Source organism: Micromonospora sp. NPDC049274 (genome assembly GCF_040678875.1).
In the GTDB taxonomy this organism is placed as follows: domain Bacteria; phylum Actinomycetota; class Actinomycetes; order Mycobacteriales; family Micromonosporaceae; genus Micromonospora.
Genome location: NZ_JBFAQS010000005.1, coordinates 307,193 through 319,697 on the forward strand (window position 1 = coordinate 307,193; position 12,505 = coordinate 319,697).

General features: G+C 69.9%; 7 protein-coding genes. All 7 read left to right on the forward strand.

Annotated elements, in window-relative coordinates; translation table 11 throughout:
- The first annotated feature begins 51 nt into the window (after positions 1-51).
- The 7 genes from AB0K10_RS12550 (at position 52) to AB0K10_RS12580 (ending at position 12,459) form a co-directional block, all read left to right on the forward strand.
- Positions 52-3,036 (forward strand): BTAD domain-containing putative transcriptional regulator, encoded by a 2,985-nt coding sequence (locus AB0K10_RS12550; protein WP_363682704.1) that lies wholly within the window; start codon positions 52-54, stop codon positions 3,034-3,036.
- Between the two features lie 518 nt (positions 3,037-3,554).
- A complete protein-coding gene (locus tag AB0K10_RS12555) occupies positions 3,555-4,886 on the forward strand; it encodes a cellulose binding domain-containing protein (protein WP_363682706.1) in 1,332 nt (443 codons plus the stop codon).
- Positions 4,887-5,360: 474 nt separating this feature from the next.
- Positions 5,361-6,905 carry a non-reducing end alpha-L-arabinofuranosidase family hydrolase gene (locus AB0K10_RS12560; RefSeq protein ID WP_363682708.1) on the forward strand — a complete coding sequence of 515 codons (1,545 nt, stop codon included), beginning with the start codon at positions 5,361-5,363 and terminating at the stop codon, positions 6,903-6,905.
- 132 nt (positions 6,906-7,037) lie between these two features.
- Positions 7,038-7,397, forward strand: a complete 360-nt coding sequence (locus AB0K10_RS12565; RefSeq protein ID WP_363682710.1) for a VOC family protein — start codon at positions 7,038-7,040, stop codon at positions 7,395-7,397.
- A gap of 204 nt (positions 7,398-7,601) precedes the next feature.
- Positions 7,602-9,422 carry an ABC transporter ATP-binding protein gene (locus AB0K10_RS12570; protein WP_363682712.1) on the forward strand — a complete coding sequence of 607 codons (1,821 nt, stop codon included), beginning with the start codon at positions 7,602-7,604 and terminating at the stop codon, positions 9,420-9,422.
- 5 nt (positions 9,423-9,427) lie between these two features.
- Complete coding sequence (locus AB0K10_RS12575) at positions 9,428-11,200, forward strand: ABC transporter ATP-binding protein (protein WP_363682945.1); 1,773 nt, start codon at positions 9,428-9,430, stop codon at positions 11,198-11,200.
- Positions 11,201-11,223: 23 nt separating this feature from the next.
- Positions 11,224-12,459 carry a glycosyltransferase gene (locus AB0K10_RS12580; protein ID WP_363682714.1) on the forward strand — a complete coding sequence of 412 codons (1,236 nt, stop codon included), beginning with the start codon at positions 11,224-11,226 and terminating at the stop codon, positions 12,457-12,459.
- The last annotated feature ends 46 nt before the right edge of the window (positions 12,460-12,505 follow it).

Sequence of the window (12,505 nt, forward strand, 5' to 3'; positions counted from 1 at the left end):
TGGACCGGTCGTAGACTTGTCAGCTCGTCCGGGATGTTCACGATCTGTCCAGTGGAACAGGAGATCGCATTGTCGAAATCGGCCGGTGCCCGTCGCGCCGACGACGGGGTACGGCCGGTAGGCGGCGGTCTGCGCTTCCAGATCCTGGGCCCCCTGCGCTTCTGGCGCGACGGCGTGGAGGTGAACGCCGGGCCTCGGCAGCAGTGCCGCCTGCTGGCCCTGCTCCTGGCGCGAGCGGGGCGACCGATCAGCGTGCACACTCTGATCGAGCTCCTCTGGGGTGAGGAGGCGCCCGCCAGCGCCGTCAACGTCATCCACAAGTACGTCGGCACCCTGCGACGGCTGATGGAACCCTCGCTTCCGCCGCGGGCAACCGGCTCGTACCTGCGGCGCCACGGTGGCGGTTACCTCTTCGCGCCGGGACCGGGCACGCTGGACCTGGTCACCTTCCGTGAGCTCACCGGCACCGCCCGGGCGAGTCTCGCCGTACGGGATCGGGACGAGGCGCTCGACCGTTACGTCGAGGCGCTGGAGTTGTGGCGCGGGCCGGCGGGTGACTCGTACGCCTCCGGAACGGCCGCGACGCCGATCTTCACCGCCCTCGACCGTGAGTTCCTCGCCGCGTGCGTCTCCGCAGCCGAACTCGCGGTGTCGCTGAGCCGTCCGGCGGTGGTTCTCCACCACCTGCGACTGGCCGCCTCGATGGCGCCGTTGAACGAACCCGTGCAGGCGAGTCTCATCGCCGCCCTGGGCGCGGCCGGCCATCAGGCCGAGGCGCTGGAGACGTTCCGGTCGGTGCGCTCCCGCCTCGCCGACGACCTGGGTATCGATCCCGGTAGCGCGCTGGAAGCGGCGCACCTGCAGGTGCTGACCCAGACGGCGCCGCCGGTGACCGGGAACGGCGCGGGCGATGGTGATCCCCGGCCGAGCATGCCTCTCGTGTCGATGCCGCTGGTACGACCGGCGCAGCTACCACCCGACCTGCCCGCGTTCGTCGGGCGCACCGCGGAACTCGCGACTCTCGCCGGTCTGCACGGCGGTCGGGCCGATGCGGGGCGGACCGGCCCGCTGATCGTCGCCCTGGACGGCATGGGTGGGGTGGGGAAGTCCACGCTGGCCGGGCATTTCGCCCACCTGGTCGCGCGGGACTTCACCGATGGTCAGCTCTACCTCGACCTGCGGGGAGACCAGGCCGAGTCGGACAGCCTGTCCGCCTCCGACGCGCTGGGATCCCTGCTGTCGTCGCAGGGCTTCCACATGTCCAGCGTTCCGGAGACGCTAGCGGCGCGCGTCGGCATCTACCGGAGCCTCACCGCCGGCAAGAGCCTCCTGCTGCTCCTGGACAACGCGCGGGATGCCGCGCAGGTGCGCGCGTTGCTGCCGAACTCCCCGGCGTGCCTGGTCCTCGTGACGAGCCGTAAGCCGCTCGTCGAGCTGGCCGCGCTCGACGGCGCCCGTCTGCTGCATCTCGACCCTCCGGACATGCCGACCGCCCGCGAGCTGATCCAGCGCCGGCTCGAGCACGCGCCGAACCGCTCCCTGCGGGCCAGCGCGTCTCCGGTCGGCGTCCTCGACGAGATCATCGAGTTGTGCGGCCGCCTACCGCTCGCGATGGCGATCCTGGCGGGGCGGCTGAGCGCGCGTCCGCGACTCGCCCTGGCGGACGTGGCTGCCGAACTCCGTGACGGCACACGGCGCCTCGCGGCCTTCGCCAGCAGTCACGGCGGGTGCGACCCACGTGCGGCGTTCGCCTGGTCGTACCGTCAGCTCAGCCCGCAGGCTGCCCGCGTCTTTCGGCTGTCCTCCGCCGCGATGGCTCCCGGCATCTCGGCCGAGGCCCTCGCCAGCATGGCCGAGACTCCGCCACGTGTCGCGCGCGCGATGCTGCGGGAACTCGCCGACGCGGCGATGCTCGACGAGGACGATGAGGGTCGGTTCACGTCGCACGTCCTGATCAGGGCGTACGCGCTGGAGCTTCTCCTGGCCGAGGAGCCGGACCGGGATGCGGCGGTCAGCCGGTTGTTGCAGCACTATCTGCACAGCAGTTACCACGCCGCGACCAGGTTGGCCCCGATGAGCCCGACGATCGTGCCGACCCCGGCGCCCGATGGGGTGGTGGTGGGGCGTCCCGGTTCGTACGACGAGGCGATGCGCTGGTTCGAGGACCACCGCGAGGTCCTGCCGGAGGCGGTGCGGCGCGCGGCCGAGGGCGCCTTCGGCGTCTCGCCGTGGCAACTGGCCCTCGCCATCGTGCCGTGGTTCCAGCTCACCGGTCGGTTTCACGACTGGCAGGACATGATGCGTGTGGCGTTGCGGTCCGCCCGGGACAGCGGGGACGAGGTCGGCGCGGCCCACGCCATGCGGGGCCTCGCGGACTCCTGCTACTACTTCGCCAACTACGACGAGGCGCTCGATCTGCTCTCGCGCGCCCGCGAGACCTTCGCGGAGCACGGCATGATCCCCGAGCTGGGCGATGTTCACGCCGCCGCGCAACGGATCCACGGCCAGCTCGGCCAGCACGAGCGTGCGCTCGCGGAGAACGAGAGAGCGCTGTCCCTGTACCGCGCCGCCGGCATCGAGCACGGTGAGATCCGGGCGGCTGCGGCCCGGGGGCGGTCACTCGTCCGGCTCGGCGCTCTCGGCGAGGCCATGTCGTGCCTCACGGAGGCGCTCGCCCGCAGCGAGAAGTCCGATCGGAGGACGGACGAGCCCGCGATCCGCATCGTGATCGCCGAGTGTCTTGGCCTGCTGGGCTGCCAGCGCCAGGCCCGGGACCAGCTTGAGCAGGCGGTCGAGGCGGCCGTTGAGTCGCAGAGCCGGATCGGCGTCTTCGAGGCGTCGGCCCTGCTCTGCGCGGCGCTCCTGGACCTCGATGACGTGCCCGGTGCCTGCCGGGCGTGGCGACGCGCCTGCGACGCCATGCACGCCATGCAGAACGGCGGGACCCGGACCATGCGCGACGAGGTCTGCGACCTGGGGGTCAGACTGAACCAGGTCACCGACCTGGTGCCGCGATCGCGGGACACGCAGAGGTGAGCTGCGTTCCGCTGCCGGTTACTCGGTGGCGGACGATGCGGTCGCCTGCCGCGAGGCCATCGGCCTCCGGTCCGCGCCCGCGGCCTGACCGGCGCGCTTCGGGCCGGGTCGGTCCGTCCGCTGTGGCCCGTTCCGCGGCACTCGGCCGGTTGAGCATGGTATCGATAACATGCTATCTTTCGGCGCGGGAGTGAAGGGCACGCTCCCCGTCACCTCAGTCAATCGGCGCAGGCACGCCGAGGGCTCACCCCTCCCACCGCCTCGCCGGTCGGTGACCAGTCCGGGTCGCTCCGCCACTGCCAGGTGACCGCAGGCGGTCGCCGGACGCCCCCGGTCCGGCTGCATGCCCCGCTTCCTTGCCCCGTCACGGACAACCCGGCAGCGACGGTACGGCCCGTACGTCACCCGTGTGCGCCGCACCGGCTTGTGGAGCCCTGCCGGTGCGCGTACCGGCGCGAACCGACTCGTTGACGGCGAGGTGCCTGTCGGACGGACGATCAACGGCAAGGAGTCGAGCAATGGTCCAACGGAGACAACTCCTCTCGTACGTCGCGGCCGCGGCGGTTCTCGTCGCGGCGACCGGCGGTGCGCTGCGGGGCGGGTTCGGCACCGAAGCGGTGGCTGCCACGAACGGCACCCTCGCGGCGACGGCTGGCTGTGGCAAGGCGCCAACCCTGACCAGCGGGACGCGCACGATTTCCAGCAGCGGCCAGAATCGCACCTACATCCTCCAGATCCCGAGCGGCTACGACCGGAACCGTCCGTACCGACTGGTCTTCGGTTTCCACTGGCTGAACGGTTCGGCCAACAACGTCGCCTCGGCCGGCTACTACGGGCTCGCGCCGTTGTCGAACAACAGCACGATCTTCGTCGCGCCGCAGGGCATCGACGCCGGTTGGGCCAACACCAACGGTCGGGACCTGACCCTGTTCGACGACATCTCCCGGCAGGTCGAGAACGACCTCTGCGTGGACACGACCCAGCGTTTCGCCCTGGGCTGGAGCTACGGCGGGGCCATGAGCTACGCGGTGGCCTGTGCCCGACCCACGGTCATCCGCGCGGTCACCGTGCTCTCCGGCGCCAACCTCAGCGGCTGTAACGGCGGTACCCAGCCTGTGGCGTACTTCGGCATCCACGGCATCCATGACAGCGTGCTGAACATCTCCCAGGGCCGGGCGCTGCGCGACACCTTCGTCCGTAACAACGGCTGCACCGCACAGAGCCCGCGCGAGCCCAGCAGGGGCAGCCTCACCCACATCACCACCACCTACGCCGGTTGCCGCTCGGGTTATCCCGTGCAGTGGGCCGCGTTCGACGGCGACCACACCCCGAGCCCGGTCGACGGGTCGTCCAGCCCCAACGACTCCCGGACGTGGACCTCGGCGGAGATCTGGCGATTCTTCACCCAGTTCCAGTCCACCACGCCGCCGACGACCACGCCGCCGACGACGGCCCCTCCCACCACCGCCCCACCGACGACGGCGCCTCCCACCACGGCCCCACCGACGACGGCACCTCCGACCACGCCGCCTCCGACCGGTGAGCCCGGCGGCTGCGCCGCCACCTACCGGGCGGTCAACGCCTGGCCCGGCGGCTTCCAGGGTGAGGTCACCGTCGCGAACAACACCGCCACCACGATCAGCGGATGGACCGTACGCCTGACGCTGGGCAGCGGCCAGGCCATCAGCAGCCTCTGGAGCGGCACCAACACGGGCACCACAGGCGACGTCACCGTCCGCAATGCCGCGTACAACGGCACGCTGGGGCCGAACGCCTCGACCACCTTCGGGTTCACCGCCACCGGCAACGGCGACACCCCGCCCGGCAACCTCACCTGCACGAGCTCCTGAACGTTCGAGCCCGGGGTCCGGAGCCACCAGCTCCGGGCCCCGGCGCCGCGTCTGCCCGACGCCTGGCGTCGGTGCGCGAGGGCCGTCACCAGGTCATGTGCGAGCGTCGATGTTAGCGTCGACCATTCCCGAGCGCCGGGTGAGGCGTCCCGGTGCGCTGACCGTGCACGGCGTGGCGGTTGCGCGTGACCGGCGTCGATCAGTCACATCGTGCTCGGTGTGCGCCGACGGGCCCCATGTGCCGCCGATGTTACGACTTGACGAACAGCATGTTATCGCTCACAGTCGATGGTCAAGGACGACGACGGCTGCGGCTTACGGGGCGGGCGTGCTTCGTCGACCTTGGTCAGACGTGCGTCCACAGCATGCCGGGGAGCTTGTTAGCGCGAACATTCCCGACGCATGCACCCGGTCGCGTGTCGCGGTGCGCCCAGCTTCGGGTGACCGTTCGGCTTTTGGTGATTGAGGAGGATCATGTCTGCCTTTGGTAGGTCTCCGTCGACAGCACCGCCCGCGCGGCGGCGCGGGTGGTTGGTGCGAGCAGTCGCCGCCGGCGCGGCAGCGGTGGTGGTCGCCGGTGCCGCCGCGATGGCGGTGTCGTCACCCGCGTCGGCGGCGACCGTCGACACGAGCGCCTGGTACGTGCTGGTGAACCGCAACAGTGGCAAGGCCGTGGACGTGTACAACCTGGCCACGAACGACGGTGCGCGGATCACGCAGTGGACGCGTAACAACGGCAACCAGCAGCAGTGGCAGTTCGTGGACTCCGGGAGCGGTTACTACCGGATCAAGTCGAGGCTGTCGGGCAAGGTGCTGGACGTGTCCGGCCGTTCGACCGCCAACGGTGGGGCGATCGTGCAGTGGTCCGACAACAACGGCACCAACCAGCAGTTCCGGTTGACCGATTCGGACAGCGGGTACGTGCGGTTGATCAACCGCAACAGCAACAAGGCGATGGAGGTGCAGGGCGCCTCGACCGCTGATGGTGGCAACATCGTGCAGTACGACGACTGGAACGGCACCAACCAGCAGTGGCAGCTCGTCCGCGTCGACGGCGGGGGCAACCCCACGACGCCGCCCCCCACCACGCCACCCCCGGGCGGCACGTGTGATCTGCCGTCGTCGTACCGGTGGTCGTCGACAGGCGCGTTGGCGCAGCCGAAGTCGGGTTGGGTGTCGCTGAAGGACTTCACCGTCGCCCCGTACAACGGCCAGCAGTTGGTCTACGCCACCACGCACGACTTCGGCGACAGCTGGGGTTCGATGAACTTCAGCCTCTTCTCGAACTGGTCGCAGATGGCCTCGGCCACCCAGACCGGGATGAACTCGGGGACCGTCGCGCCGTCGTTGTTCTACTTCGCGCCGAAGAACATCTGGGTGCTCACCTACCAGTGGGGGGCCGGGGCGGCGTTCCACTACCGGACCTCGACCAACCCGACCAACCCGAACGGCTGGTCCGCGGCGCAGCCGATGTTCACCGGGAGCATCACCGGTTCGGGCACGGGGCCGATCGACCAGACGGTCATCGCCGACGACACGACCATGTACCTGTTCTTCGCCGGCGACAACGGCAAGATCTACCGGACCAGCATGCCGATCGGGAACTTCCCCGGTAACTTCGGCAGCAGCTACACGACCATCATGAGCGACACGCAGAACAACCTGTTCGAGGCCCCGCAGGTCTACAAGCTGCAGGGTCTGAACAAGTACCTCATGATCGTCGAGGCAATCGGTTCGACCGGCCGCTACTTCCGCTCGTTCACGGCCACCAGCCTGAACGGTACGTGGACGCCGCAGGCCGCTACGCAGAGCAACCCGTTCGCTGGCAAGGTCAACAGTGGTGCCACCTGGACCAACGACATCAGCCACGGTGAGCTGCTGCGCACCAGCGCCGACCAGACGATGACCGTCGACGCCTGCAACCTGCAATTGCTCTACCAGGGTCGTTCCCCCAGCTCGGACGGTGTCCCCTACGGCCTGCTGCCGTACCGCCCCGGCCTGCTCACCCTGCAACGCTGACACCACCACCCCCCGAAGCGGGGCGGGCTCGGCACCACGCCGAACCCGCCCCGCGTCGCGTGTGGGGGCCACCGGTCCATGCCAGGGTGGGTCATGCCATTGAACGCACACCACCTGAGGACATCGGTCGCCGTGTCCGACATCGCGAGGGCTGTCGCCTTCTACGAGGGCAGGCTCGGCCTGGTGTCGCTGCGGTCCGCGCCCAGCGCCACCATCGCCGACGGCAGTCGCATCTACGCCTCCGGTGGCGGTCCGGCCCTCAACGTGTACCAGTCGGTCACCGCCGGGAAGACCCCGGCGACGTTGGCGACGTGGTACGTCGACGACATCGACGACATCGTCGACGAGCTGTCCTCGGCCGGCGTCGAGTTCGTCCGCTACGAGCAGCTCGACCACGACCCGAAGGGGATCACCGAGCGGGCCGGCGGTGGTCGTATCGCGTGGTTCCAGGACCCGGACGGCAACACCTTCGCCGTCGAGGCCGATACCTGAGCTGCCTTCTCCCATCGTGCGGCGTTGCTCCGCCGCGCGTCCGCTCGCACCATGTTCCTCGATTGATTTCGACAGTCGTGTCGATCTCGACCGCTCGACGTTCGTCGGGGAGGTGACAGCACCGGCGGTCGAGTAGGGAGATCGATGATGATGCGCAGCAGGCTGTGGGGACTGATATCCGCGCGTGCGAGCATCCTCCGCCTGATGCCGCGAGGGGGTTTCGGCCTCCTCGGCGCGCTCCTGCTGCTCAACCTGCTCCTCGCCGCGTTGCCCATCGCGTTCGTCATCACGTCCAGCCTGGTGCTGGGTAAGGTGCCGGGGGCCGTGGACGGTGGCCTCGGCTCGACGGCGTGGCAGGAGCTGGTGCCGGTCTTCGCGGTGGCGGCCGGCATCTTCGTGTTGCAGCAGGTGTTGGCCCCGGCCCAGCTCTCGCTGGGTGAGCTGCTGGCGCGGCGGATCGACGGCACCGTTGTGGACGACGTGATGCGGGCGTCGACGCGCAGCACCGGGGTTGCCCCGATGGAGGACCAGGCCGTCCTCGCCGACCTGCGCTACGCCGCCCGCGAGCTGGAGCACGGCTTGCAGATGTGGGGGCCGGGCAGCGCCTGCGCCGGCACTCTGGCGCTGATCGCGCGGTACGGCCAGCTGGTCGGCTACGCGGTCGTCATCGGCGTCGTCTACTCCTGGTGGGCGGCCCTGGCGGTGGCGGTGACCGTGCTCTGGTTCCGCAACGTGCAGCGCGGCGGTCTGCGTCGCTACGCCCACGCCCGGTTCAGCCTCATGCCCCAGCAGAACAAGGTGGAGTACGTCCGCAACCTGGCCGTGCAGGCGCCGGCGGGCAAGGAGATCCGGGTCTTCGGTCTGGCGAACTGGATGGACGGCGAGATGCGGTCCTCCTACCGCGCGTGGTTCACGCCGCTGTGGGCGGCGCGGCGGCGGGTCTACCTGTGGCCCGGTGTGTGGTCCACCGGGTTCAGCCTGATCGCCTGCGGGGCGATCTTCGCGACGATCGGTGCCACCGCGATCAGCACGTTGACGCTCACCGAGTTCATCCTGATCATGCAGGCGGCGTTGGGCGCCATCCGGCTGTCGGTGTTCTACCCGGAGGCCGACCTGGAGACCGCGATCGGCACCGAGACCCACCGGGCGGTACGCCGGTTCTCCGAGCACATCGACCGGTTCACGGTGCTGGAACCGGCCGGCTCCGGCGACCCGGCGCCGGAGCCGGTCGGTGAGATTCACTTCGATGGCGTGTCGTTCCACTACCCCGGTCAGGATCGGCCGGTGCTCGACGGCCTGGACCTGCGCATCCCGGTCGGCAGGTGCACCGCGATCGTCGGGCTCAACGGCGCGGGCAAGACGACAGTGGTGAAGCTGCTCGCTCGGCTCTACGAGCCGGACAGCGGCGCCGTACGTCTCGACGGCGTCGACATCCGGACGTTCGAGCTGTCGCAGTGGCGGGCCCGGCTCGCCGTGATCTTCCAGGACTACCTGCGCTACGAGTTCTCGGCAGCCGACAACGTGGCGTTCGGCGCGGTGGGCTCGGCGGACGATCGGGACGGGGTCCGCGAGGCAGTGGCCGCGATGGGCCTGACCGAGGTGCTGCGCTCGCTGCCCCGCGGGCTGGACACCCCGCTGGCCACGCACGTCACCGGCGGCGCCGAGCTGTCCGGCGGCCAGTGGCAGCGGCTGGCGCTGGCGCGTGCCCTGTTCGCGCTGCGGCACGGCGCGTCGGTCGTCGTGCTCGACGAGCCGACCGCGAGCCTCGACGTACGCGCCGAGGCGCAGTTCTTCGACCAGTTCGCGGCGCTCACCCAGGGCGCCACCACGCTGCTCATCTCCCATCGCTTCTCGACGGTCCGGCACGCCGACAAGATCGTCGTGCTGCATGACGGTCGGGTCAGCGAGGAGGGCTCGCACGACGAGTTGCTGGCGCGCAACGGGCGCTACGCCGAGCTGTTCCGATTGCAGGCCGACCGCTTCGCCGACAACACCGATGCGGACCGGGACGAGGTGCTGCTGTGAGGGCCATGTTCGCAGGCGTCGGCAAGCTGCTGTCCGCGGCCTGGCGGATCGACGCGCGCAAGACGGTGGTCGCCACCTTCCTGATGCTGGCCCTGGCCGCGTCGGCCGCCCTGCTCGCGGTGGCGCTCGGGATGATGACCGACGCGGTCATCGGCCGGCACGCGACCGAGGCCGCCGTGTTGGGCGCGGTGGTGGCCCTGCTCGCCATCCTGGCGCAGTCCTCCGGTCAGTTCGCCATGGTCGCGTACTTCGAGCTGTCCGAACTCATCGAACTGGATCTGCACCGGGAGTTGCTGGCGGTCTCCAACGGATCCGCGGGGATAGGCCATCACGAGCGCCCCGAGCAGGCCGACGACCTCACCGTCCTGGTCCAGGACAGCGGGCAGTTCCGCAGCAGCATGGAGTCGCTGTTCCAGGCGGCCACGATGGTGCTGGCGGTCGTCCTGGGCGCGGCGATCCTGGCCTGGCAGAGCCCGTTGCTGTTGTTGCTTCCGGTGGCGGCGGCCGTGCCGCTGATCACCGGCCGGCTGGCGGAGAGCGCCCTGGAGCGGGCCAAGACTGCGGTCGCCGAGCCGACCCGCGTGGCGCTCAACCTCTTCCAGGCCACGACCACCGCCCGCTACGCCGGTGAGCTGCGGGTGTTCGGGGTGGAGAAGGAACTGCGGCAGCGGTACGCGAGCCTGTGGCGGACCGCCACCCGCGGTCTCTACGGCGCGCACCTCAGGGCCATGGCTCTGCGTGCGGCGGGTCAGGTCGTCTTCGGCCTCGCGTACGTCGGAGCGGTGCTGCTCGTCGTCCGCGACGCGATAGCCGGGCAGCAGAGCGTCGGCGAGGTGGTCCTGGTCATCGTGCTGGCCACCCAGGTCAATCAGCAGGTGACCGGGGCCGTCGCGCAGTTGCAGCAACTGCAACGGCTCGCCAACACCTACGCGCGGCTGAGACGGTTGCGCGACGCGGTCACCACTGCGGGGCCCGCCGCCGACCAGCCGGTCCCGGACCGGCTGGTCACCGGGATCGCCTTCGAGAATGTGAGCTTCAGCTACCCGAGCGCCGATCGGCAGACGCTGCGCGATGTCAATCTGGACCTGGCCGCGGGCAGCACGGTGGCGATCGTCGGTGAGAACGGCGCCGGCAAGACGACGCTTGTCAAGCTGCTGTGCGGCTTCTACCAGCCCACGGCCGGCCGGATCCTCGTCGACGGTGTCGACCTGCGACGGCTGCCCGTCGAGCGGTGGCGCGAGCGGATGGCCGCCGGCTTCCAGGACTTCGTGCGGTACGAGATCCGCGCGCTCGAAGCGGTGGGTGTCGGTGACGTGGCGCGGGTGTCGGACGAGGCCGCGGTCCACGACGCGTTGGTGAAGGCGCACTCCACGGACGTTCTGCGTGCCCTGCCGGACGGGCTGTCCACGCAGCTCGGCACGTCGTACGCCGATGGCGTCGAGTTGTCCGGCGGGCAGTGGCAGAAGCTCGCCCTGGGCCGGGCTCTCATGCGCGACAACCCGATGCTGCTGCTGCTCGACGAACCCACGTCGGCCCTCGACCCGCAGGCCGAACACGAGCTGTTCGAGCGCTACGCCGAGCACGCGAGGCGCACCAGTGCGCAGACCGGGGCCGTCACCGTGTTGATCTCGCACCGCTTCTCCACGGCACGGATGGCAGACAAGATCATCGTGGTCGGTGACGGGCAACTGCTCGAGGTCGGCGACCACGACACCCTGATGCGCGCCGGCGGCCCCTACGCCGAGATGTTCGCCATCCAGGCCAAGGCGTACCGCTGACCGACCACACGAGGGAGTAAGACATGGGCCACCGGATCCGGGTATCCGTCATCATCGCCACCTACAACCAGGCCGACCTGCTGGCCGAGACACTGCGCTACCTCGTCCGGCAGACGATTCCCACCGACGAGTTCGAGGTGATCATCGGCGATGACGGGTCGACCGACCACACCGCCGAGGTGGCGCGGTCCTTCGCCGACACTCTCCAGGTCAAGTACGTCTTCCAGGAGGACCGGGGATTCCGCGCGGCCGCCGCCCGCAACGCGGCGATCCGGCTCGCCGCCGGCGCGCTGCTGGTCACCCTCGACACCGGCTCGATGGTGGGTCCGGAATTCCTCGCCGCACACCTGGCCGCCCACGAGGGCGGCGACTCGCGGCGGGCCGTGATCGGGCTCAGCTACGGCTACAACCCCGAGGTGCCGACGGCGCGGGTGGACGAGCTTCTCGCGCAGATGCTCCCGGAGACGGCTGTGGAGCGGTTCCGCGACCTGCCCGAATTCCAGGATGTCCGCCAGTCCTACTTCGTCGACTGCGACATGGACCTGAGCAGGAGGTTGGTGGCCTGGCAGGCATTCTGGACGCTGAACGCGTCGGTGCGCACCGACGACTTTCGCCGGGTCGGCGGCTTCGAGGAGAAGTTCGAGGGCTGGGGCGGCGAGGACATGGAGCTGGCGCTCCGGCTGCAGCGCGGCGGCCTGACGATCGAGGTCGCGCCGGACGCCTGGGTCCTGGTGGCGCCGCACGAGCGCGACCACAAGGCCAACTTCGACGCGCTCTTCGTGAACATGCGGATGTTCCTGAGCAAGTTTCCGGAGCCGCTGGTGGAGCTGGGCCTGGGCGTGATGCTCGACAAGGGGGAGTTCTGGGCCTGGGAGCAGTCGTACCGGGAGCTTCTCGACTGGCGGAAGCAGGCCGGCGGCCTCAGCGTGTCCGACGAGATCGCCAAGGCCCTGGCGGACGTGCCGGCCGACGAGTCGGTAGCGATCATCGGGTGCGGCGCCGAGCTGCCCGAGTCGGTGACCGGCGCGATACTCGTCGATTTCGATGACCAGCTCCTCGACCGTGCCGTGCGTTCGGGGGACCACAGCGGCTACCACGCCGTCGGGGTGCACACGCTGCTCGCCGACGACAGCGTCGACACGGTCGTCATCACCTCCCGGATGGCCGGCCTGTGGGGCACCTGGAGCGCGGAGATCCTGGCCGAGGCCGACCGGATCGGCCGGCGGACCATCCCGTACGCCGGTCCGGCCTCCTCGTGAACCCGTAGGCCAGTTCGAAGGGCTGAACCGACCATGCGAAGGAGAA

Excerpts from the sequence above, each read along its gene's own strand:
- AB0K10_RS12555 (WP_363682706.1), top strand. The coding sequence starts at position 3,555 with ATGGTCCAACGGAGACAACTCCTCTCGTACGTCGCGGCCGCGGCGGTT.
- AB0K10_RS12560 (WP_363682708.1), top strand. The coding sequence starts at position 5,361 with ATGTCTGCCTTTGGTAGGTCTCCGTCGACAGCACCGCCCGCGCGGCGG.
- AB0K10_RS12570 (WP_363682712.1), top strand. The coding sequence starts at position 7,602 with ATGCCGCGAGGGGGTTTCGGCCTCCTCGGCGCGCTCCTGCTGCTCAAC.
- AB0K10_RS12575 (WP_363682945.1), top strand. The coding sequence starts at position 9,428 with ATGTTCGCAGGCGTCGGCAAGCTGCTGTCCGCGGCCTGGCGGATCGAC.
- AB0K10_RS12580 (WP_363682714.1), top strand. The coding sequence starts at position 11,224 with ATGGGCCACCGGATCCGGGTATCCGTCATCATCGCCACCTACAACCAG.